The 21,737-nt window shown below is 46.9% G+C and carries 21 protein-coding genes; 12 read left to right on the top strand and 9 right to left on the bottom strand.

Annotated elements, in window-relative coordinates:
* The first annotated feature begins 8 nt into the window (after window positions 1-8).
* The 3 genes from MKY62_RS16095 to MKY62_RS16085 are packed head-to-tail and all read left to right on the top strand — an operon-like array spanning window position 9 to window position 4,874.
* Window positions 9-1,037, top strand: a complete 1,029-nt coding sequence (locus tag MKY62_RS16095; RefSeq protein ID WP_021837664.1) for a sugar phosphate nucleotidyltransferase — start codon at window positions 9-11, stop codon at window positions 1,035-1,037.
* Window positions 1,034-2,488: a glycogen synthase GlgA gene (gene glgA / locus MKY62_RS16090; RefSeq protein ID WP_003184652.1), complete on the top strand. Its 1,455-nt coding sequence runs from the start codon at window positions 1,034-1,036 to the stop codon at window positions 2,486-2,488. Before MKY62_RS16095 ends, glgA begins: the two co-directional genes overlap by 4 nt.
* Window positions 2,475-4,874 (top strand): glycogen/starch/alpha-glucan phosphorylase, encoded by a 2,400-nt coding sequence (locus MKY62_RS16085; protein ID WP_003184651.1) that lies wholly within the window; start codon window positions 2,475-2,477, stop codon window positions 4,872-4,874. The genes glgA and MKY62_RS16085 overlap by 14 nt, the downstream gene beginning before the upstream one ends.
* A 33-nt stretch (window positions 4,875-4,907) precedes the next feature.
* Here the strand turns inward: MKY62_RS16085 and MKY62_RS16080 are convergent, their stop codons facing one another.
* Together MKY62_RS16080 and MKY62_RS16075 are read right to left on the bottom strand one after the other, a co-directional pair.
* Window positions 4,908-5,663 (bottom strand): TraR/DksA C4-type zinc finger protein, encoded by a 756-nt coding sequence (locus MKY62_RS16080; protein WP_003184649.1) that lies wholly within the window; start codon window positions 5,661-5,663, stop codon window positions 4,908-4,910.
* 108 nt (window positions 5,664-5,771) lie between these two features.
* Window positions 5,772-6,704, bottom strand: coding sequence for a 1,4-dihydroxy-2-naphthoate polyprenyltransferase (locus MKY62_RS16075; RefSeq protein WP_003184647.1), 933 nt, complete (start codon window positions 6,702-6,704; stop codon window positions 5,772-5,774).
* Between the two features lie 268 nt (window positions 6,705-6,972).
* Here MKY62_RS16075 and MKY62_RS16070 point away from each other — a divergent pair, with 268 nt between their 5' ends.
* The 6 genes from MKY62_RS16070 to menC all read left to right on the top strand — a co-directional run bounded on the left by MKY62_RS16070 (window position 6,973) and on the right by menC (window position 14,413).
* Window positions 6,973-8,397 (top strand): isochorismate synthase MenF, encoded by a 1,425-nt coding sequence (locus MKY62_RS16070; protein ID WP_003184644.1) that lies wholly within the window; start codon window positions 6,973-6,975, stop codon window positions 8,395-8,397.
* Window positions 8,394-10,136 carry a 2-succinyl-5-enolpyruvyl-6-hydroxy-3-cyclohexene-1-carboxylic-acid synthase gene (gene menD, locus MKY62_RS16065; RefSeq protein ID WP_003184641.1) on the top strand — a complete coding sequence of 581 codons (1,743 nt, stop codon included), beginning with the start codon at window positions 8,394-8,396 and terminating at the stop codon, window positions 10,134-10,136. Before MKY62_RS16070 ends, menD begins: the two co-directional genes overlap by 4 nt.
* Entirely contained in the window at window positions 10,124-10,945 is an 822-nt protein-coding gene (menH, locus tag MKY62_RS16060) for a 2-succinyl-6-hydroxy-2,4-cyclohexadiene-1-carboxylate synthase (RefSeq protein ID WP_009329430.1), read from the top strand. Before menD ends, menH begins: the two co-directional genes overlap by 13 nt.
* Before the next feature lie 13 nt (window positions 10,946-10,958).
* Window positions 10,959-11,777 (top strand): 1,4-dihydroxy-2-naphthoyl-CoA synthase, encoded by an 819-nt coding sequence (gene menB, locus MKY62_RS16055; protein WP_003184637.1) that lies wholly within the window; start codon window positions 10,959-10,961, stop codon window positions 11,775-11,777.
* Between the two features lie 77 nt (window positions 11,778-11,854).
* Window positions 11,855-13,291, top strand: coding sequence for an o-succinylbenzoate--CoA ligase (locus MKY62_RS16050; RefSeq protein WP_003184634.1), 1,437 nt, complete (start codon window positions 11,855-11,857; stop codon window positions 13,289-13,291).
* A 12-nt stretch (window positions 13,292-13,303) separates the two neighbouring features.
* Window positions 13,304-14,413, top strand: a complete 1,110-nt coding sequence (menC, locus tag MKY62_RS16045; protein ID WP_009329428.1) for an o-succinylbenzoate synthase — start codon at window positions 13,304-13,306, stop codon at window positions 14,411-14,413.
* Window positions 14,414-14,571: 158 nt separating this feature from the next.
* Here menC and MKY62_RS16040 read toward each other — a convergent pair whose 3' ends face one another.
* From MKY62_RS16040 to MKY62_RS16025, 4 genes are read right to left on the bottom strand one after another with little or no spacing between them, the layout of a single operon-like run.
* Complete coding sequence (locus MKY62_RS16040; RefSeq protein ID WP_003184632.1) at window positions 14,572-14,763, bottom strand: hypothetical protein; 192 nt, start codon at window positions 14,761-14,763, stop codon at window positions 14,572-14,574.
* Between the two features lie 26 nt (window positions 14,764-14,789).
* Window positions 14,790-14,951, bottom strand: a complete 162-nt coding sequence (locus MKY62_RS16035; protein WP_003184630.1) for a DUF1540 domain-containing protein — start codon at window positions 14,949-14,951, stop codon at window positions 14,790-14,792.
* A 44-nt stretch (window positions 14,952-14,995) separates the two neighbouring features.
* Entirely contained in the window at window positions 14,996-16,039 is a 1,044-nt protein-coding gene (locus tag MKY62_RS16030) for a cytochrome d ubiquinol oxidase subunit II (protein WP_025806211.1), read from the bottom strand.
* Window positions 16,040-16,077: 38 nt separating this feature from the next.
* A complete protein-coding gene (locus MKY62_RS16025; RefSeq protein WP_003184626.1) occupies window positions 16,078-17,403 on the bottom strand; it encodes a cytochrome ubiquinol oxidase subunit I in 1,326 nt (441 codons plus the stop codon).
* A 191-nt stretch (window positions 17,404-17,594) separates the two neighbouring features.
* On the opposite strand from MKY62_RS16025, the gene MKY62_RS16020 reads away from it, so the two are divergent.
* Complete coding sequence (locus MKY62_RS16020) at window positions 17,595-17,840, top strand: type B 50S ribosomal protein L31 (RefSeq protein WP_003184624.1); 246 nt, start codon at window positions 17,595-17,597, stop codon at window positions 17,838-17,840.
* An 85-nt stretch (window positions 17,841-17,925) separates the two neighbouring features.
* Here MKY62_RS16020 and MKY62_RS16015 read toward each other — a convergent pair whose 3' ends face one another.
* Both MKY62_RS16015 and MKY62_RS16010 read right to left on the bottom strand, forming a co-directional pair.
* On the bottom strand, window positions 17,926-18,921 hold the full coding sequence (locus tag MKY62_RS16015) for a zinc ABC transporter substrate-binding protein (protein WP_003184622.1): 996 nt from the start codon (window positions 18,919-18,921) through the stop codon (window positions 17,926-17,928).
* Window positions 18,922-19,019: 98 nt separating this feature from the next.
* On the bottom strand, window positions 19,020-20,201 hold the full coding sequence (locus MKY62_RS16010) for a GTP-binding protein (protein ID WP_003184620.1): 1,182 nt from the start codon (window positions 20,199-20,201) through the stop codon (window positions 19,020-19,022).
* A gap of 126 nt (window positions 20,202-20,327) precedes the next feature.
* Between MKY62_RS16010 and MKY62_RS16005 the strand changes: the two genes are divergently transcribed.
* Window positions 20,328-20,897: a carbonic anhydrase gene (locus tag MKY62_RS16005; RefSeq protein ID WP_003184618.1), complete on the top strand. Its 570-nt coding sequence runs from the start codon at window positions 20,328-20,330 to the stop codon at window positions 20,895-20,897.
* Here MKY62_RS16005 and yidD read toward each other — a convergent pair.
* On the bottom strand, window positions 20,894-21,121 hold the full coding sequence (yidD, locus tag MKY62_RS16000) for a membrane protein insertion efficiency factor YidD (RefSeq protein WP_003184617.1): 228 nt from the start codon (window positions 21,119-21,121) through the stop codon (window positions 20,894-20,896). The two genes, MKY62_RS16005 and yidD, sit on opposite strands and share 4 nt — an antisense overlap.
* Window positions 21,122-21,258: 137 nt before the next feature.
* On the opposite strand from yidD, the gene MKY62_RS15995 reads away from it, so the two are divergent.
* A complete protein-coding gene (locus tag MKY62_RS15995) occupies window positions 21,259-21,732 on the top strand; it encodes an S-ribosylhomocysteine lyase (protein WP_003184615.1) in 474 nt (157 codons plus the stop codon).
* Window positions 21,733-21,737 lie beyond the last annotated feature (5 nt).

Below are 21,737 nucleotides of genomic sequence, written 5' to 3'. Positions count from 1 at the left end.
TGGTGTCAATGAATAATCAAATGTTGGGAATTATTGATGCAGCTGTAAACCAGCACTCTCTTCAGGACTTAACGGCCGGCCGCTCGACCGGAGCCGTTCCGTTTGCAGGAAGGTACCGGCTGATCGATTTTGCGTTGTCAGGCATGGTTCATGCAGGCATTCGGAGTGTCGCTGTATTCTCCAAGTCCCCGTACCGCTCCTTGATGGACCATTTAGGATCGGGAAAAGAGTGGGATTTAAACAGGAAAAGGGAGGGCCTTTTCTTTCTTCCATCTTCACTTCCCCATGATGAGCATGTTGGGCTTGGATCGTTTCGGCAATTTGCGGAGCATCTCGATTATTTTCAAAGAAGCACTCAACAATATGCTGTTGTGGCAAATAGCTATACGGTCTGTCACATACCTTTTCAAGAAGTGCTCAAACAACACCTTGAATCCGGGTGTGATCTGACTGAAATTTGTCACGAAGGAAAGCCTTTAGGAATGTATGTCACTAAGAAGAGTCTGTTGTGGGAGATGGTTGAAGGGCATTGCCCTGAAGGAGCCCAATCTTTTGAAGAAGTCTGCCGGAAAGAGCGCGGCTCTCTATCCGTCAACAGCTATGAGCACTCGGGATATACAGCCGTGATCGATTCCCCCGAAAGCTACCTTTTTCATAGTTTGAACCTTATTCAGCCTGTGTTTTGGGAGCAAGTCTTTCATATGGGCCAGCCTGTCTACACAAAAATAAAAAACGATCCTCCTGTAAAATACGCTAAAAACAGCAGGGTAAAGCAATCGATTATCGCTAATGGGTGCGTAATCGAAGGTGAGGTTGAGAATTCGGTCTTGTTCAGAGGGGTTCACGTAGGAAAAGGAACAACCATCAAAAACAGCGTTGTCATGCAAAAAACAAGGATCGGAGAAAACTGCCGGCTTGAGCACGTCATCTGCGACAAAGACGTCAAAATCGGCCATCATATCGAAATGTCCGGCACCATGAGCCTCCCTTTCATATTAAAAAAAGGAGCCATACAAGGAGCGCTGATGAACTCTTGAAAGTCTTATTTGCTGTTTCTGAATGTGTGCCGTTTGTTAAATCAGGCGGGCTCGCCGATGTCGCCGGGGCGCTCCCGAAAGAGCTCGCCCTTTTAGGCATAGAAACGGTCGTCATGATGCCGAAATACAGTTTGATTGCGGAAGACGTCAGAAGACGGATGGTTAAAACGGCTGAATGCGAGGTTCGCGTCGGGTGGCGCAGGCAGTTTTGCGGCATTGAACACCTTGAACATGACGGAGTTTCCTATTATTTTCTTGATCATGGGTATTATTTTAATCGGGATTCCCTTTACGGCCATTATGATGATGGAGAGCGGTTTGCTTTTTTCTCGCGGGCTGTTTTGGAAGCACTATACGCGCTGAATTTTGAAGCTGATGTCATCCATACCCACGATTGGCACACAGGGATGGTCAATTATTTATTAAAAGAAGAATATCGAAAAAAGCCGTTCTATCAGCACATGAAAAGCGTATTTACAATTCATAACCTTCAATTTCAGGGCATTTTCCCGAAGGAAGCGGTTCATGACCTGCTCGGACTTGATATTTCCCATTTCACGACCGAAAAGCTCGAGTTTTATGGGAACATTAATTATATGAAAGGCGGCATTATCGCCGCTGATCAGGTGACAACGGTCAGTCCGACGTACCGCGATGAAATCTTGACTCCATACTACGGCGAGCGGCTTGAAGGGGTGCTGTCAGACAAGAAGGATGCACTGACAGGCATTTTAAACGGGATTGACGATGTGCTGTACGACCCTTTAAACGATCCGCACATCGATTATCATTACGATGCCGTCAACCGGGACGGAAAACGGAAAAATAAAGCCGTGATCCAGAAGACATTCGGTCTGCCGGTGAATGAAGACATTCCGCTCATCAGCATGGTGGCAAGGCTGACGAAGCAAAAAGGCTTCGATTTGATCAAGCGGGTATTGCATGAACTGTTTGAAGAGGAAGACATGCAGCTGATCGTTTTAGGAACCGGAGAAGCGGAATTTGAAAATTACTTCCGCTATATGGAGCATGCTTTTCCGGACAGGTGCAAGGCGTATATCGGTTTTAATGAACCGCTCAGCCGCAAGATTTATGCCGCGAGCGATCTTTTCCTGATGCCTTCAAAATTCGAGCCGTGCGGTCTTGGACAGCTGATTGCCCTCAGGTACGGCGCGGTGCCGGTTGTCAGGGAAACAGGCGGGCTTCATGATACGGTGACCGCTTACCGGGAAACAACCGGTGAAGGCAACGGTTTTACGTTCGCCCATTTTAACGCCCATGATATGAAGCATACGATCAAAAGAGCACTGTCATTTTATCACAGGAAAGAAGAGTGGGGCAGGATCGTTCAAAAAGCGATGACACATGATGTCAGCTGGGCTTTGTCAGCCCGTCAGTATCAGCGGTTATACAGCCGGGAGATAAAGGGGGAAGCGCATGTTCTCAAGTAAAGAAAGCTTTAAACAATGCTTTTTGAAACGTGTTGAACGGTTGTGCGGAAAAAGCTTTCGGGACTCTTCAACGCTTGACCAGTATCAGACGCTCGGCATCATGGTCAGGGAACATATCAGCGCAAACTGGATCGAGACCAATGAAAGGAGCCGCTCCAACCAAAATAAACAGACCTATTACTTATCGATTGAGTTTCTCCTGGGCAGACTGCTCGGCCAAAACCTCCTCAATCTCGGGGTTCGTGAGATTGTCAAAGAAGGTCTTACCGAGCTTGGCATTTGTCTTGAAGACATCGAAGAGGCCGAAATGGATGCAGGCCTTGGCAACGGGGGATTGGGCAGGCTCGCGGCGTGCTTTTTGGATTCACTGGCTTCGCTCGACCTTCCCGGGCATGGAATGGGGATTCGCTACAAGCATGGGTTTTTCGAACAAAAAATCGTCGACGGTCATCAAGTCGAATTGCCTGAACAATGGCTCAAACATGGTTACGTATGGGAGATCCGCAACGCCGATCAGGCTGTTTGTGTTCGTTTCGGCGGGCGGGTCAAGATGGCGCAGGAAGGAGGGCGCCTCCGCTTTTGGCAGGAAGATGCGGAAGTGATGACAGCCGTGCCTCACGACATCCCAATCATCGGCTATGAGACCAAGACGGTCAACACCCTTCGGCTGTGGAATGCGGAGCCTTGCTCGCTCCATCATGAACCGAATATTTTGAAGTATAAGCGCGAGACAGAAGCTGTATCTGAATGCCTGTATCCGGATGACACGCATGACGAAGGCAAGATTCTCCGTTTGAAGCAGCAGTATTTTTTAGTATCGGCAAGCCTGCAAAGCATTGTGAAACGCTATAAGAACACTCACCCGTCACTGCATGATTTTCACCAAAAAGTCGCGATCCATATCAATGACACCCATCCCGCTTTGGCGGTGCCGGAATTGATGAGAATTTTGCTTGACGAAGAAAAAATGACGTGGGATGAAGCGTGGCATGTTACCGTACATACGATCTCATATACGAATCATACGACGCTTGCCGAAGCGCTGGAAAAATGGAGGATCGATTTAATTAAACCGCTTCTGCCGAGAATTTATATGATCATTGAGGAGATCAATGAGCGGTTTTGCGGCTGGCTGTGGGAAAAATACCCGGGTGAATGGGAAAGGATCGAAAAGCTTGCCGTCATCGCCCACGGCGAAGTGAAAATGGCCCACTTGGCGATTGTCGGCAGCTACAGTGTTAACGGTGTCGCCAACATTCATTCGACCATATTAAAAGAGCGGGAAATGAACGACTTTTATTCCGTTTTCCCTTTTAAATTCAATAATAAAACGAACGGCATCTCACATAGAAGGTGGCTGTTAAAGGCAAATCCGCCGCTTGCGAACTTGATAACTGAAGCGATAGGAGACAGGTGGCTGAAAGATCCGGAAAGCCTTCTGGATCTTCGTCCATTTGCGAACGATTCCGCGTTTCTCGAGTCGTTTCAGCGCATTAAAAGGGAACGAAAGCAGCTTTTGGCAGACATGATGAAAGGCAGCGTCGGCTTCGCCGTCAACCCTGACAGCATCTTCGATGTTCAAGTCAAGCGTCTCCACGCTTATAAGCGCCAGCTTTTAAATGTGCTCCATATCATGTATTTGTACAACAGGCTGAAGGAAGACAAAGGCTTTGCCATTTATCCGCAAACCTTTATTTTCGGAGCGAAGGCATCGCCGACTTATCATTATGCCAAAAAGGTCATCAAGCTGATCCATTCAGTCGCAGATAAAATCAATCATGATCCGGATGTCAGACATTCGATCAATGTGATCTTTCTGGAAAATTACCGGGTATCAACCGCCGAGCGTATTTTTCCGGCGTCAGATGTCAGCGAGCAAATATCTGCGGCCAGCAAAGAAGCCTCCGGAACAGGGAACATGAAGTTCATGATTAATGGGGCTTTGACGATCGGCACGCATGACGGCGCCAATATTGAAATGCTTGAGAGGGTGGGGACAGAGTGTATCTACACGTTCGGTTTAAAGGCGGATGAAGTGCTGGACTACGCGGAAAAAGGCGGCTATCTGTCAAGGGAATACTATCAGCATGATGCAAGGATCAGACAAACGGCCGATCAGCTGATCAATGGTTTTTTCGAAGGAGAAGCCGGCGAATTTGAGCCGATTTATGACTCGCTGATCGCTTATAATGATGAATACTTTGTTTTAAAAGATTTTGCTTCTTATATTGTAGCGCAGGAGCGGATTCAAAAAGACTACTTGAATAAGCGTCTTTGGGCTGAAAAAGCCGTCACAAACATCGCGCATGCCGGATATTTTTCAAGCGACCGCACCATCCGGGAGTATGCGGACGACATTTGGGAAATTAAGCCGTACCAGCATTGAATTTAAAAACACTAAGCCCCGCTGGTCAGGGGCTTAGTCGTCGTCTTCAGTATAAGGATCCTTTTCATAAGCCGGGAGATCGCCGAAAGAGGTCATGATGCCTTCTTCATCAAGCAGGTCTTCATATTTTTCGTGTTCTTTCGTCGGATAGACGGTAACTTCTTTTCCGGTAATGTCTGTTGCGGCATAGTTTTCGTAATCTTCCACATATCCGAGCGGCTCTTCATACTCCATGTACATCTGGCTGTATGACAGAGGCGGAACGGCCAGATCTTGAGGCGTTTCCGAATTGCCGTAGCGTTCGACATCCTGGTAAGCGTCCTCTGAATCGTATGCGACATTTTCATCGTCCTCGTCTTGTTCAAAATGTCCAAACGGCGGGTTCAGCACTTCTTCCTCAATCGGCCGATCTTTTGAAACGGAGACGGTTGACGAATGTTCACTGCACGTCGTTGCGGTTGGAAGTACGGACAGCCTTTCATACGGGATGTCCTTTCCGCATACTTCACAGCGGCCGTATGTTCCTTTTTCGATCATGGCTAAAGCATGTTCGATATCGTGTAAATGCTCTCTTTCATGTTCAAAAAGGGCAAGGTCTTTTTCGCGTTCGTACAGTTCTGTACCTTCATCTCCTGGATGATTGTCATAAGCCGAAAGATCGCCCGTCGAGTTGAACGGGTGCGTCGCATCGATGCCAAAATGTCCGTTTTCTTTAAAGCGGCTGATGATCTGTTCTTTTCCGGCTTTCAGTTCATTTTCGAGTTTTGTCAACTGTTCTTTTGTTAGCACATGCATCGCCTCGTTTCTTTAAAGTGCTCGCGTTTTTAGTATGAACGAATTCAAACAGAACTTTCATTGTAAATAAAAGCAAAAAAAAGAGCCGTATAGGCTCTTTTTTTAAAAAACGTACTGAATAAGCAGGGCGATGGCGAGCAGAAGGCCGAAAAAGGTGTTCGTCTGCGCAGTCGATTTCATGGCGACCATCAGTTCTGCCGGCTTTTCTTTTGCCTTGAACTCCTGGATGGCTTTAATCGGTTTAGGCAGGCTTAAAAGAACGAGGCAGCTCCACAGAGAAACGATCTCAAAGCCGATGTATATACCGATCAATATATAGGAAACAGCAAAAACCCAGCTTAAAATCTGCACGGCGTTTTTTCTTCCGGCCAAAATCGGAAGCGTCTTCCTTCCGTTTTCTTTATCTCCGACCAAATCGCGGATATTGTTGGAAAGATTGATGCCTCCGACTAAAATCGTAATCGGAAGGGAGATCAGAAAGACGTTCCAAGTCAGCCCGCCGGTTTGAATATAGTATGAAATCAGGATGATGACCATTCCCATAAAAACGCCTGACATAATTTCACCAAACGGCGTATAGGAGATCGGAAACGGCCCGCCCGTATAAAGATAGCCGACGGCCATGCAAACCAATCCGATCAGCGCAAGCCACCAGCTTGAAGAAGCGCAGATGTACACGCCGAGTAAAACGGCTGCTCCAAACAGTCCGTATGCCAGGTATAAAACCGTCTTCGGTTTCATTCCATAGCGGACGATAGCGCCTCCGATGCCGACCGAGTTTTCATTATCAAGTCCTCTTACAAAATCAAAATACTCATTGAATAAGTTCGTTCCGATTTGAATCAATATTGATGCGGCCAGCATAGCTAAAAACAGCCAGATGTCAATTTTCCCCGATTCAAGGGACATCACGGTCCCGAGCGTTACAGGGACAAAGGCGGCTGTCAGTGTATGGGGTCTTGTTAACATCCACCATACGCGCCATTTTTCCGGCTTTATTTCAGAAACACTCCCTGAAAGTGATTGATGCTGCATAAAGTATGACTCCTTTAGTTTTAATACGTACACGTCCATACTAAGTTTAGAAAAAGTTAAAAAAGGTGTCAATATAATGGGTGATATTGTTAGAAAAAAAGCGGCCGTCCTGCAATTCGAAAATAATAAATGACCTTGTCTTTTTCAATCGGCCGATTACGTTTATAATAGGTGGTGGCAGTTGTTAATAAAGTGTCGTTTTGTTGACACATACCGTTCACAGGTGTATGGTTATAAAAGCATTTTACGGATTTTGGAGGAATGTATCATGGTGACAACAGTGCAGCGCACTTTCCTCAAGGAAGCGCCTGAAGCATTAAACATCGTCAAAAAAGTCAACCATGCTGTTTTAATAAGCTATTCCAGAAAAATTGAGAGCATAGATGCTCTTTCCTTTTTCATAAACGGGAAAGAACAATTTGCCGGGGAACGGTTCTTCTGGTCTGATCCGGACGGCGGGCTGACGCTTGTCGGGCTGGGAAAGGAAATATCGGTTTCCACAGATCTGAAGGATGCCGGACGTTATCAGGCTGTACATGAAAAATGGGAGCGCTTAAAAGAGAAAACCTATCACTTTCATGAAGATCAAAGCAGAGGTCAGGCAGCGGTGGGGCCATTGCTGTTTGGCGGTTTTTCATTTGATCCGCTGGAAGATCGCAAGCAGCATTGGAACGGCTACCAGGAAGGCGCTTTTTTTATTCCCGCCGCTATGCTGACACAGGACGGAGAGGAAACATTCATAACGGTCAATAGATGGAAGACTCCTGAAGAAGACGTGCGCAAAGTACTTGAAGAAATAAAGGGCGCTGCTTCACAGCTGACCAAGGCGGACGATTCCCGTTATCCGGAAAAAGGTCATACGCAATATACCGCCAAGGAAGAGCTTGATGTTCCTGAATGGCTTGAAGCGGTCCGGAGGGCGACAGACGACATTAAAAACGGGAAGTACGATAAAGTCGTGCTCGCCAGAGAGATCCTTTTAACGTTCGATCAGCCTGTCGAACTTCACAGAGTATTATTCAATCTGATGTCTGAACAAAAAACGAGCTATATATTCGCCATTGAAGAAAACGGCAAAAGTTTTGTGGGCGCGTCTCCGGAACGTCTTGTCAAAAAAGACGGAGAGAACGTTCTGTCGACCTGCCTCGCCGGTTCAATCAAGAGAGGCGAAAGTGAGCAGGAAGACCGGATGCTCGGTCTTGAGCTGTTAAACGATGAAAAAAATCTAATCGAACATGACATTGTCGTCAATATGATTCATCAGGCGCTTTTGTCAAATTGCAGCAATATCAAAAAGCCGGCCAAGCCGGGACTTTACAAAACAAAAAATGTGCAGCATTTGTATACGCCGATTGTCGGCAAAATGAATGCGGAGTCCTCGATTTTTGATTTAATCGAGAAGCTTCACCCAACTCCTGCGCTCGGAGGAGCACCACAGCAAAAAGCGATTGAGGTTATCAGGGAGTTGGAACCGATGTCAAGGGGCTGGTATGCGGCACCGGCGGGCTGGATCGACATGTCCGGCAATGGGGAATTCGCGGTGGCGATCAGGTCGGGACTTATCGATTCAAATGCGGCCAGAATTTTCGCCGGCTGCGGGGTTGTGGCTGATTCCGATCCTCTTATGGAATACGGAGAAACACAAATTAAGATGAAGCCGATGCTGTCTGCTCTTGGAGGCGATATCCGTTGACTGAAAATCCGATTACAAAATATATAGGGAATTTTATTGATGAGCTTTCCCTTGCAGGCGTGACAGAAGCGGTCATCTGCCCGGGATCAAGATCGACGCCCCTTGCGATTTTGGCCGCGAGTCATCCGGACATCAATGTTCATATCCATGTGGATGAAAGATCCGCTGCTTTTTTTGCAATGGGCATGGCAAAGGCAATGCGGAAGCCAGTCGCATTGATCTGTACATCCGGGACGGCTGCAGCGAATTTCTACCCGGCTGTGATCGAGGCTCATTATTCTAGAATACCGCTTATGATCTTAACGGCTGATCGGCCGCATGAACTGAGAGAAGTAGGAGCACCTCAGGCGATTGATCAGCAATTCTTATTCGGAAACTTTGTTAAGTTTTTCACAGACTCGGCTTTGCCTGACAGTCATCCTGACATGCTGGCGTACATCCGGTCTTTGGCAGCACGTGCAGCCGGAGAAGCCAAAAAAGCGCCGCGCGGGCCCGTGCATATCAACTTTCCGCTGAGAGAGCCGCTCATGCCGAACCTTGAGGATGAACCTTTTCAAAGGCTGAGAAGCGGCAGTCATGTGACGGTTGAAAGCGGCCGCTTCCGTGCTGATCGGCATGAGCTTGTAGCGCTGAGTGCTCTGATTAAAGAGACCGAAAAAGGCGTAATCGTCTGCGGAGAGCTGCAAGATGATGATGCAAAAGAACATATTGTAGCTCTTTCACAGGCAACAGAATACCCAATTTTGGCTGACCCGCTCTCAAACTTGAGAAACGGCACCCATTCAAAAGAAACCATTATCGATGCATACGACTCATTATTGAAAGAAGAACAGCTGAAACGCGAGCTCATGCCTGAGCTTGTCATCCGCTTCGGTGCGATGCCGGTTTCCAAGCCGCTTTTTCAGCTGCTGAAGCAAAATCCGAGCATTAGGCAAATCGTCGTTGATCCAGATGGAGGATGGCGCGATCCGACTCAGCTCAGCGCACATATGCTGCATTGCACGGAAGAGGAGATTGCTGTTCTTGCGGATTCCGCTGTCAATTCAGAAAATAGGACAGGCAACTGGCTTGAGAAGTGGCGGTTTGCCAACAGCCGCTTCCGCGCTCTTTTAAGAAATCTTGAAGCTGAGGATCTTACCTTTGAAGGAAATATCTACCGGAACCTTCAGCATTTGATTCCGGACAACAGCTCCGTGTTTGTCGGAAACAGCATGCCGATCCGCGATGCGGACACATTTTTTGAAAATCAGGAACGGACCTTCCGGATTTTTGCCAATAGAGGGGCGAACGGGATAGACGGTGTTGTCTCAACGGCGCTGGGCATATATGCCGCAACGAAAGAACCGGTAACCCTTGTCATCGGCGATCTGTCATTTTATCACGACTTAAACGGCCTCCTCGTCAGCAAAACGCTCGATATTCCGCTGACTGTCGTTCTCGTCAACAATGATGGCGGCGGCATTTTCTCATTTCTTCCCCAATCTGCTGAAGAAAGGTACTTCGAGCTCTTGTTCGGAACGCCGACGGGTCTCGAATTCGAGCATGCTGCCAAGCTGTATGGGGGACGCTATATATGCCCTGAATCATCCGCACATTTTGCCGATGCGTATTTATCCTCCGTCAACCGCCGCGGCTTGGATATCATTGAGGTGAAAACGAAGCGCGATGATCGTGTGGAGCAGCATCGCCGGATGCTTGATTCCGCGCTGCATGAAATAAGAAAAGAGTGGCCGTTTTGAAATTGACACTGAAAGACGGCGTTTCCTATAAAATTGAAGACAATGGCCTGTCTGCAGAAAAAACGGCGGTGTTTTTGCATGGCTTTACAGGAAGCGCGGCCACATGGGACGGGATAGACGGCTATTTTCAGGGGATGCGTCTGATCAAGCTGAATCTGCTCGGACACGGCGGAACCGACTCGCCATCGGACAGCCGGCGCTACACAACAGAGAAGCAGGCAGCGGATCTCATCGAAATTTTTGATCGTTTAAATGTAAAACAGGCTTACCTCATCGGTTATTCAATGGGCGGCCGGCTTGCCTTATCCTTGGCGATGATTCACCCCGAGCGTGTGTCCGGTCTTGTGCTGGAGAGCAGTTCTCCGGGGCTTGATTCGCCTGAAGAAAGAAAAGCGCGCAGGGAGCAGGACAGCCGGCTCAGCAGGCGGATACTTGAAGAAGGAATCAAGTCTTTCGTAGATTATTGGGAAGGCATTCCGCTGTTTGCATCCCAGCTTTCAATGGACCCTTCAAAAAGAAAAAAAGTGCGCGAAGAACGTCTGAACAACAATCCGATCGGCCTTCGAGGCAGCTTAATCGGAATGGGGACCGGATCACAGCCGTCTTGGTGGAACAAACTGAGCGGGATCAATTATCCGGTGCTTCTCATCGCGGGAAGCCTGGATCAGAAATTTGTCGCCATCAATGAAAGCATGGCAAAGCGGATTCCAGCCGCCCGCCTCGAGATTGTTGAACATACCGGTCATGCGGTTCATGTGGAAGAGCCCGATTTTTTTGGTAGAATAGTAAGTGAGTTTATTTTAAAGTAGGAGGTACACATCAATGACTGTAGAATGGAAAAGCGAACGTCAATACGAAGATGTATTATATGAAACATATAACGGCATCGCCAAAATCACGATCAATCGCCCTGAGGTACATAACGCATTTCGTCCAAAAACGGTTTCAGAACTGATCGATGCGTTTGCATATGCGCGGGATGATGCCAATATCGGTGTCATTATCCTTGCAGGTGCCGGGGATAAAGCGTTCTGTTCAGGAGGAGACCAGAAAGTAAGGGGACACGGAGGCTATGTCGGTGAAGACGAGATTCCGCGTTTGAATGTGCTTGATCTTCAGCGGCTGATCCGCGTCATTCCGAAGCCTGTTGTAGCGATGGTGTCAGGCTATGCGATCGGCGGCGGCCATGTGCTCCACGTCGTATGCGATTTGACGATTGCTGCGGACAACGCGATTTTCGGACAAACAGGGCCGAAAGTCGGCAGCTTTGATGCGGGCTACGGATCAGGCTATCTGGCGCGTATCGTCGGACATAAAAAAGCGCGCGAAATCTGGTACCTGTGCCGTCAGTACAACGCTCAGGAAGCAAAAGAAATGGGCCTTGTCAATACGGTTGTACCGCTTGAAAAGCTTGAAGAAGAAACGATTAAATGGTGTGAAGAAATGCTTGAGAAAAGCCCGACAGCACTCAGATTCCTTAAAGCGGCCTTTAACGCCGATACGGACGGGCTTGCCGGCATCCAGCAGTTTGCCGGAGATGCGACACTGCTTTATTACACAACAGATGAAGCGAAAGAAGGCCGCGATGCGTTTAAAGAAAAACGCCGTCCAGACTTCGGACAGTTCCCGCGTTTTCCTTAAAAATCGGAAGAGAGAAACAGCTTGGTGCGACTGAGCTGTTTCTTTTATCATTCAAGACATTTTTTGGAGATGATGATATGCTGATGGACCATCCGAATTGGCTTAAACAGCGAGCAGAACTGACACCTGACAGGATGGCTGTGATTCAGGGAGATCACAAGCTGACTTTTATTCAATTATTTCATGAAGCAAAAAAAACGGCCAGCCGGCTGAAGAGCTTTGGTCTGAAGAATGGGGATACAGCGGCTTTACTTCTCACAAACCGGATGGAGATGGTCATCGCCGTCCATGCCTGCTTTCTTCTCGGCGTTCGCATCGTTTTGCTGAATACGAAGCTGTCAATGGCCGAACGATCATATCAAATTGAACATTCTGAAGCAAAGCTATTGCTTACAGAGAAGCCTTTCATAGAAGAGCATAGAGGGGGACAGCCGGCTCGCGCTGTTGACATTGAAGACGTTCAAAACGCCGCTTGCCCGCCGGTTACAGAAATCGAAAGCATTCATTTGGACGATGCGGCAACAATCATGTATACGTCTGGAACGACCGGACGGCCGAAAGGGGTTATGCAGACATTTGCAAACCATTATTTCAGCGCGGTTTCATCCGCCTTGAATTTGGGGCTCCAAGAACACGACCGCTGGCTGATCGCCTTGCCGCTTTTCCATATCAGCGGCTTATCGGCGCTTTTTAAATCGGTCATTTACGGAATGACTGTCGTTTTGCATCAAAGGTTTGACGCGGAAGAAGTTCTTCGTTCGATCAAAGACCAGCAAGTAACGATTGCATCGGTCGTTCAGACGATGCTGTCGAGGCTTGCGGCAAAAGTCGACAGATGCCCCGGATCATTAAGGTGCCTGTTATTGGGCGGAGGGCCAGCACCGCTTTCTCTCCTTGAGGAATGCAAAAGAAAGCGGCTGCCCGTCGTACAGTCGTACGGAATGACTGAAACGTGCTCACAGATTGCGACCCTCGCCCCGGAATACTCGATTGAAAAGCTCGGTTCAGCCGGCAAACCGCTGTTTGCATCAAGCATCAAAATCGAAAAGAACGGAACGGAATGCCAACCCGGAGAACATGGTGAAATAACCGTAAAAGGGCCGACCGTTATGAAGGGCTACTTGAAAAATGAGGCGGCAAATAAAGACTCATTCAATGACGGCTGGTTTAAAACCGGTGATATCGGGTATTTTGACGATGACGGATTTTTATATGTGCTGGACAGGCGTTCAGACTTAATCATATCAGGAGGAGAAAACATCTATCCGGCTGAAGTCGAGGCCGTTCTTCTGTCACACCCCAATGTCGCGGAAGCGGGGGTGAAAGGAGTCGATGACAAAACTTGGGGAAAGGTTCCCCACGCCTATCTCGTCGCCGACAGCCCCGTTGATGAAGAGGAGCTGAGCGAATTTTGCAAAGAACGGCTTGCTTCATATAAAGTGCCTAAAGCATTTCATTTTGTCGATAGGCTGCCGAGAAATGCTTCAAATAAACTGATGAGACATAAATTGTAGAGGGAGAGCGCCATGATTCAAATCAAACAGCTGACATTGTACCATCTCAGCATGCGGCTGAAAAAGCCTTTTAAATCAAGCTTGGAAACCTTTCAGGATCGCAAGTTTATCATCGTTGAAGCTGCTGATCAAGAAGGTGTGACAGGCTGGGGGGAAGTATCCGCTTTTTCATCTCCGTGGTACACCGAAGAAACAACGGAGACATGCTACCACATGCTCAAAGATTTTTTGATTCCGGCTGTGCTGCGCGAATCATTCACACACCCTTCCGAAGTGCCCGAGGCGCTTCGCGGATTCAAAGGCAACCGAATGGCAAAGGCCGGCCTTGAAGCCGCCTTTTGGGACATTTACGCCAGGAAAAAAGGGATCTCTTTAAGAGAGGCGCTGGGCGGAGTAAAAACAGAAGTTCCTGCCGGAGTCGTCGTCGGTCTTGCCCCATTGGATGATATGCTTCAGGAAATTGAACAATATGTAAAAGAAGGATATCAAAGAATAAAAATCAAAATTCAGCCCGGGCAGGATATAGAGCTTTTAAAAGAAATACGCCGGCATTTTCCGAAGGTGCCGCTGATGGCAGATGCCAACTCTTCTTATGAATTAAAAGACATCAGCCGGATTAAAGAGCTTGACGCATTTAAATTAATGATGATCGAACAGCCGCTGGCTGATGATGATATCGTTGACCACCGCCATCTGCAAAAACATATCAAAACATCAATTTGTCTTGACGAAAGCATCCGTTCGGCTGCTGATGCGCGAAAGGCAATTGAGCTCGGCAGCTGCAAAATTATCAATATAAAGCCGTCCCGAGTCGGCGGTTTGACAGAAGCTCTGAAAATCCACGACATCTGCAAAGAACATCAAATGCCTGTCTGGTGCGGCGGCATGTTTGAAACCGGCATTTCAAGAGCCCATAATCTTGCACTGAGTTCTCTTCCGCAGTTTTTGATTCCCGGGGATCTTTCTTCATCCTCAAGGTATTGGGAAGAGGATATCGTAAAACCGGAAATCCGGATCGAGGGCGGCTATATTCAGGTTCCAACCTTACCGGGAATGGGATTTGAAGTCGATACTCATATTTTAAGAAAGAATTCATCTAAAATAGACGTTTTTAAGCAGTAAAGGCTGTTTTAAACGCCGATTTCCAGATTTTCAAGCTTTGTTAAATAGGCGGCCTCTCATGTATATTAAAGCTGTACATTATTCCCTTCTCGTTTGGACCGGCTTTCTAGCCGGTTTTTTTAACATAAAAAGAGCTGCCTTTATGACAGCCCTTTCCTTTAATCGCCCAAAAGCAAATCTTCGTGCACGATCTGTCCGATCACCCGGTCCGCTTGATCCGGCAGCCCGTCGAGACAGCCGTATTCATAATCCCATAAGTTCATGAAGGAGCGGGCGGCTTTTTGAAATGCGGTTTCATCCGCCCCGTGGATTTCCTGATAAAAAGCCTGTAACAGCGACTCTTTATTCACGACTGTCCCTCCTTCATTCATCCGTTTTAATGATGTTCAGGTTTAAAGGTTTTGCAATCCGTTTCTTCACTATTAGAAGCTTTTTCACCTTCAGCATGGCTGACGACATAGATGGCGTCGGCTGTGCATTTGTTACCCTCTTCCCAATAGGTGCAGTTGCTGACTTCACACAGTATTTTTTGCTCCATTTAGTTTGGGCCCCCTTTAAAAGTTGTACACATTTAGCTTAACCTTATTCATGCTGTTTGATGTACCGCTTGTCCTTCATGAACAATTTCCAGAAATAATAAAAGCCGGGGAATAAAATAATAAAACCGACGATGTAGGAGATGAACAGCGCCCTGAATGTCTCCGGTGCGGTGAAGCCCGATTGAATCGTGACATCAGGATAGACCATGTAAGGAAGGTGCGCCCTCCCGTACACATAGCTCGCCGTAAAATACTGCAGCGTAATGGCGATGACAGCCAGGCGCGGCTTTCCCAGCCGGTCGCTGTTATGTCTGTTTGGCAGAAACAGAGCCGCAAATGCGACGAGAAACAGCAAAAACGATAAAATCAGCCATGGAAGCCCGTCCATCATTTTTGTATAAAGCCAGCTGGCTTCCGTCCTCATGGTCATCATGATGCTGAACGACATGAGCAGTGCGAGCGGCCCGGTAATTAAAGCGTTTCGGCGGTAGACCTGATACGCGTCTTTTTCTCCGGCTACATTTGAAAAATCAGCCAGCAGCAGTGAAGACAGAAACAGCGTACTGAAAATGGCGAAGCCCATAAAAGAATAGGCATGAGGGCTTAAAAACAAATTGACAAAGTCCAATTGGTGGCTTCCGTCTACCTGGTATACGAAATTGCCGTGTGTCACAGGCAAGACAAGGATTAAAACAGCCGGAATGATAAAGCCGCTGATCCCTGAAACGTAAGTCAGCGCCCTTTCATAATCTTTTGCAGCGTGGGAGAAGACCAAAAATCCGCTTCGAATCGCCAAAAGCAATAAAATGATGCTGCCGGGAATCAAAAGCACAGTCCCCAGCACAAAAGTGCCGCCCGGGAAAAAGCTGAAAAGGGCTACGACGATTCCGACGATGAAAACATTGGTTACTTCCCAGGTCGGAGAAAGATAGCGGTTTGCAATATTGGTTGCTTTCAGCTGTTTTTTGTTCATATAAATCATCGACCAAAATCCCGCTCCAAAATCCATCGACGCCATAACGGCGTATATAAATATAAATCCCCAGACGATCGAAATAGCCAGCAGGGCATCTGTTGTTCCATCCAGTTGCATCATATGACTTCCCTTCTGTTTTTTTTGTGCATTCAGCTGCTTTTTAAGTCCTCTTCGACAGGATGGCGTTTAAAGTAATATTGCAATACGAACACCACCGCTGCTCCTAAAATGATATAGACGATAAAGAACAAAAGAAACAATATGCCGATCGAGCCGGAGGTGGTCACTACTTCCGACGTTTTCTGCATATGGTAAATGACCCAAGGCTGCCTTCCGGTGCAAGCGAATACCCAGCCAAGTTCGATTGCGAGCAATGCGAGCGGGCCGCCGGTTATGAACACGGCCAGCATCCAGCGGGGAAAGCGGTCTTTTTTCATGACTTTTCTCCAAATAAAACCCACAGCGGCATAAACAATCAAAAGGCTGCCGATAAAAACCATGCCGTTAAATAAGGTATGAATGAACAGGGGAGGCCACTCATCCCTTGGAAAGTCATTCAGCCCTTTTACGACGGTGTCAAAGCGGTTGTCGGCCAAAAAGCTTAAAGCCCACGGAATCTCAATCGCCCATTTCACCGATTGCGTCTTTTCATCAGTAAATCCGCCGATCGCAAGAGGAGCATGGGACTGGGTTTCAAACAGCCCTTCTGCGCCCGCCAGTTTTTCAGGCTGGTAGCGGTGAAGTAGCTGTGCGGATTCGTGCCCGCTCAGAGCCGTGACCAGAGAAAACGCTCCTCCGACAATCAGCCCGAGCAGCAGCGCTTTCCTATGAAGGGCGTAGACTCTATCATCGCCGCGGTTTCGGAGCATTTTGTAGGCGGCTATCGTCGCAATAATAAACGCACCTGTCATAAAAGCGGAGACGACAACATGTCCTGCTGTGGCCACAAAGCTTTTGTTGAAGAACGCCGTCCACGGCTGAACATCCGTAATTTCACCGTTTACAATTTTGAAGCCTTCTGGCGTTCCCTGAAAAGCGTGCACATTTGTAATCAAGATGGCCGATGCGGCTGCTCCGATAACGATAAAAATGACGGCTGTAATTCTCATAAGTGGAGTCAGCCGATCGGCTGCGTAAACATAAATGGACATAAATAAAGCCTCAATAAAAAAGGCGTAGATTTCAATTTGAAATGGAAGGGACATGACTTTTCCGATCACTTCCATGAATCCCGGCCAGAGCAGGGCTAGCTGCGTGCCGGCAATGGTTCCGGTCGGTATGGCGACCCCGAGCAACACGGCCTGCGCCTTCGTCCATCTTTTGGCCATAATGGCGTAGTGGGGATCTTTCGTTCTTTGATAGATCAGCTCGGCCAGCAAAATCATCAAAGGAATTCCGACACCGAGCGAGGCAAAAATAATATGGAATCCCATCGTTGTTCCGAAAAGGCTTCTTGCAAAAATCAAGTCATTCATCCGGAAAACCACCTTTCATTTACACCATTTTGCTTTTTATTGTTTACCGCCTTTTTTAGATTATTCTTCCTGTAGGAGGTTAAAATGGATAAAGGGATTAAGTATGGCAAATGAACATTCATTTTTGACACAGGGATTTGAAAGGCATATAATAAAACGTAATTATTACGTTTTGATAGGAGGAATGGCATATGAAACCAAATATTCATCCGAAAACTTATCAAGTGATCTTTCAGGATGTAAACAGCGGGTACCGTTTTTTAAGCCGCTCAACTAAAACTTCCGATGAGACGGCCGAGTGGGAAGACGGCAAGACGTATCCCGTTATAAAAGTTGAGGTGAGCTCTGATACCCATCCGTTTTATACCGGAAGACAGAAATTCAATGAAAGAGGCGGAAGGGTCGAACAGTTCAAGAAAAGATTTAATATGGATTAATAAATTAAAAAGACCGGATGTTTCCGGCCTTTTTTTTCGTCCATTTAAAAAACAAGCGCATGACATCTCATGCGCTTGTTCTCTGTTATTTGCTTGATAAAGCTTTTTTCAAGACGTCCAGGTTTTCTTTCATGATGGCGGTATAATCTTTGCCGCTTTCAATGTCTTCTTTTGTTACAGATTCAAGGTTTTTCATCGTCAGACTTTCCGCTCCGATTTCTTTTTTGATGATCTCGGAGATTTTGCTGCTGACATTGCTTTCAAAAATGATATATTTAATATTATGTTCTTTCGCTGTTTTAACAATGTTTTCAAGCTGCTTTTGTGAAGGTTCCTCAGTAGGCGAAAGGCCGAGAACGCTTATCTGCTTAATGCCGTAGCGTTTTTCCCAGTAGCCGTAGGCGGCATGTGAGACGAGAATTTCTTTTTTATCAGCTTTGTCGACTGTTTGTTTGAAGTCTTTGTCAAGCTGCTCCAAGTCTTTTTTTAATGACTCATAGTTTTTCGTAAACGTTTTTTCGTGTTCAGGTTCTAATTTTACGAGTTGGTCTTTAATGTTTTCGGCCATTTTTTCAGCAAGGACAGGATCAAGCCATGCGTGCGGGTCATGATCTCCATGGTCGTGATGATGATCGTGGCCTTCGGCTTCTCCGTGTTCGTGTTCTTCTCCATGTGCATGCTCATCATGTTCGCCTTCTTCTTCACGTGACAGAAGGTCAATGCCCTCCCCGGCTTTGACGATTTTGACGTCGCTGTTTTTAAGTGTGCTTACAGCTTTGTCTGCGAATCCTTCAACACCGACTCCAGAGTATATAAAGGCATCCGAGTCGGAAATTTCCGCCATCGTTTTTGAGCTTGGCTCGTAAGTGTGCGCTTCAACGTTTGGCGGGTAAACACTTTTAACGTTCACATATTCTCCGCCGATCTTTTTGGTGAAGTCTTCAAGCGGATAAATGGTTGTATAGATGTCCAGCGTGTCTTTATTTTCTTTTTGTTCACTGGAAGCTCCATTGCTTGAGCAACCCGCTGTTAATCCGGCAGCAAGAATGAATGCAGATGCTATTCCGAATGTTTTTTTCATGGTATTTCTCCTCTCAATGTAAAACTGAAATGGTTCCGATTTAATGGTCCTGTATCATTGTATCGTAATAATTACGATTTGAAAAGAGGAAATGATAGTTAAATATACTCAGGCAGTGAATCAAGTAAGGCCGACCAGTCTGAATTCATTTCTTTATCTGTAAGAAGGGTCTGATCCAGGGAGCGGATAATGTCTTCCTGATTCATGTCAATGCCGATAAAAACGATTTCCGTTTTCCGGTCTCCGTATGTTTCATCCCAGTCCGCTTTCAAATTAGGGTCCTCTTCAAACGCGAGCTTTTGTTCTTCCTCGGTAGACGCTGCAATCCAGGGGCCCGCGCTTTGGATCATCAGGGAAGAGCCTGCCTGGGACAGAAGGCCTGCTGTGTCATTTCGAGAAGCAAGCCAGAAGAAGCCTTTTGCTCTGATAATTTGCGGCGGCCAGTTTTCAAGCCAGCGCTTCAGTCTTTCAGGATGGAAAGGCCTTTGCTTTTGATAGACGAAAGAAGAGATTCCGAATTCCTCTGTTTCAGGTGTGTGCTCTTCATTCAGCTCTTTGATCCATCCCGCTGATTGACTTGCTTTTTCAAAATCGAACGATTTCGTATTCATGATGGCCGAAAGCGGCACTTTTGCGAATGCCGCAGAAATGATTCCGCAGTCCGGATTCAGTTTTCTCAGGGACCAGAACAGCTTTTCCTGCTCTTCTTCATTGAGTAAATCAGTTTTATTCAAAATGAGGACATCGGCAAATTCAATTTGCTCAATTAAAAGGTCGGCCACTTCCCGGCTGTCCGTTTCATCTGCCGCCTGCTTCCGTTCCAATAGGCTCTCGCCCGAAGCGAAGTCCTCAAAAAAACGGCTGCCGTCGACGACGGTGACCATTGTATCAAGCCTGCAATATTTGCCTAAATCAATATTCAGCTCCTCATCTTTGTACGTAAAGGTTTGGGCGACGGGAATCGGCTCGCTGATACCGGAAGATTCAATGAGAATATAATCGATTCCGCCGTTCTCCGCCAGCTTTTTGACTTCGATGAGCAGATCGTCTCTCAGCGTACAGCAAATGCAGCCGTTCTGCATTTCGACAAGCTTTTCATCCGTGCGGATGAGGTCACCTTTTTTCACGAGGGAGCCGTCGATATTAATCTCGCTCATATCATTGACGATCACGGCGATTTTCAAGCCGTGCGCTTCATGCAGGACATGCTGCAGCAGCGTCGTTTTCCCGGACCCAAGATAACCGCTTAAAACAGTGACCGGAATCAGGTTTTCCTTCATGTTTTTCACCTTCCTTAAAACGTAATTGTTTCGATTTGCACAAAGGAAATCTTACTGGACTTGTGAAAAAAATACAAGAAATATGTTATATTTAGATATAAAAAGCGTTTAGAAAGGAAATGAGCCATGAAACTTTTGGATAATATTCTACAGTTCAATCAACAGTTTGTTGAACGGCAGGACTATCAAAAATATCAAACAAGCAAGTTTCCCGATAAAAGAATGGTGATTCTGTCTTGCATGGACACAAGGCTTGTCGAGCTGCTTCCTCATGCCATGAATATGCGGAACGGAGACGTGAAGATCGTTAAGAGCGCGGGCGCACTCGTGGCTCATCCTTTCGGAAGTATTATGCGGAGCATTCTCGTTGCGGTATACGAACTGAACGCTGATGAAGTATGCGTGATCGGCCATTATGACTGCGGCATGAGCAAGCTGAGCTGCGACAGCTTTTTGGACAAAGTCGTCAAGCGCGGCATTCCAAAAGAACGGATTGAAACGCTTGAGTACTCCGGCGTCGATTTTGAACAATGGCTGAAAAGCTTTGATTCTGTAGAGGACAGCGTCAGGGACAGTGTAAGCGTTATTCGGAACCATCCGCTGATGCCGGAGGAAGTACCTGTTCACGGACTTGTCATTGATCCGGAAACAGGCAGACTGGATCTCATTGTCAACGGATATCCGGAAGAGCGCTAATCCTTTTGCTTTTTTTCCGGAACGGGATCTATTCCGCCGGGATGAAACGGATGGCATTTTAGAATCCGCTTGATGGTGAGCCATCCGCCTTTAAATGCGCCGTGCTTTTCGATCGCTTCAAGACCGTAATTGGAGCATGTCGGATAAAAACGGCAGGTCGGCGGAAGAGCCGGTGATATCCATTTTTGATAAAAGCGGATGAGCAGCAGGAATACGGTTTTCATGTTTTTCGCACCTTTTTTGTTTTGATCTTATTATAATATAAGCAAAAAACGCATAAAAAGGAAAAGCATTCACCTGAAAACTTATCGGTAAAGTATGATATAATACAAAAAGACCGATTAGAGGGGAGAGAGGAACCATGCCTTCAGTTGAAAGTTTTGAGCTTGACCATAATGCGGTAAAAGCGCCTTATGTCAGACACTGCGGCGTCCACAAAGTGGGAACGGACGGCGTCGTCAACAAGTTTGACATCCGTTTTTGCCAGCCGAATAAACAGGCAATGAAACCTGATACGATTCATACTTTAGAGCACCTTCTTGCATTTACAATCCGCACATATGCGGAAAAATATGACCACTTTGATATTATCGACATTTCGCCGATGGGCTGCCAAACGGGCTATTACCTGGTGGTAAGCGGTGAGCCGAAAGTGGAAGAAATCGTTGATTTGCTTGAGGATACGTTCAAAGAAGCCGTTGAAGTGACTGAAATTCCTGCGGCTAACGAAAAACAGTGCGGCCAGGCAAAGCTTCACGATCTTGAAGGCGCAAAGCGCATGATGCGTTTTTGGCTTTCGCAAAATAAAGAAGACCTGCTCAAGGTGTTTGGGTAAAATGA

This window comes from Bacillus sp. FSL R7-0646 (assembly GCF_037969865.1).
GTDB classification, from domain to species: Bacteria; Bacillota; Bacilli; order Bacillales; family Bacillaceae; genus Bacillus; species Bacillus licheniformis.
The sequence above is the reverse complement of the archived record's forward strand: the minus strand, read 5'-3'. Positions and strand labels throughout refer to the sequence as shown.

Coding starts and splice junctions, on each gene's coding strand:
- MKY62_RS16095 (WP_021837664.1), top strand. CDS start 9: ATGAATAATCAAATGTTGGGAATTATTGATGCAGCTGTAAACCAGCAC.
- MKY62_RS16085 (WP_003184651.1), top strand. CDS start 2,475: ATGTTCTCAAGTAAAGAAAGCTTTAAACAATGCTTTTTGAAACGTGTT.
- MKY62_RS16075 (WP_003184647.1), bottom strand. CDS start 6,704: ATGCAGCATCAATCACTTTCAGGGAGTGTTTCTGAAATAAAGCCGGAA.
- MKY62_RS16070 (WP_003184644.1), top strand. CDS start 6,973: ATGGTGACAACAGTGCAGCGCACTTTCCTCAAGGAAGCGCCTGAAGCA.
- menB (WP_003184637.1), top strand. CDS start 10,959: ATGACTGTAGAATGGAAAAGCGAACGTCAATACGAAGATGTATTATAT.
- MKY62_RS16050 (WP_003184634.1), top strand. CDS start 11,855: ATGCTGATGGACCATCCGAATTGGCTTAAACAGCGAGCAGAACTGACA.
- menC (WP_009329428.1), top strand. CDS start 13,304: ATGATTCAAATCAAACAGCTGACATTGTACCATCTCAGCATGCGGCTG.
- MKY62_RS16035 (WP_003184630.1), bottom strand. CDS start 14,951: ATGGAGCAAAAAATACTGTGTGAAGTCAGCAACTGCACCTATTGGGAA.
- MKY62_RS16025 (WP_003184626.1), bottom strand. CDS start 17,403: ATGAATGACTTGATTTTTGCAAGAAGCCTTTTCGGAACAACGATGGGA.
- MKY62_RS16020 (WP_003184624.1), top strand. CDS start 17,595: ATGAAACCAAATATTCATCCGAAAACTTATCAAGTGATCTTTCAGGAT.
- MKY62_RS16015 (WP_003184622.1), bottom strand. CDS start 18,921: ATGAAAAAAACATTCGGAATAGCATCTGCATTCATTCTTGCTGCCGGA.
- MKY62_RS16010 (WP_003184620.1), bottom strand. CDS start 20,201: ATGAAGGAAAACCTGATTCCGGTCACTGTTTTAAGCGGTTATCTTGGG.
- MKY62_RS16005 (WP_003184618.1), top strand. CDS start 20,328: ATGAAACTTTTGGATAATATTCTACAGTTCAATCAACAGTTTGTTGAA.
- yidD (WP_003184617.1), bottom strand. CDS start 21,121: ATGAAAACCGTATTCCTGCTGCTCATCCGCTTTTATCAAAAATGGATA.
- MKY62_RS15995 (WP_003184615.1), top strand. CDS start 21,259: ATGCCTTCAGTTGAAAGTTTTGAGCTTGACCATAATGCGGTAAAAGCG.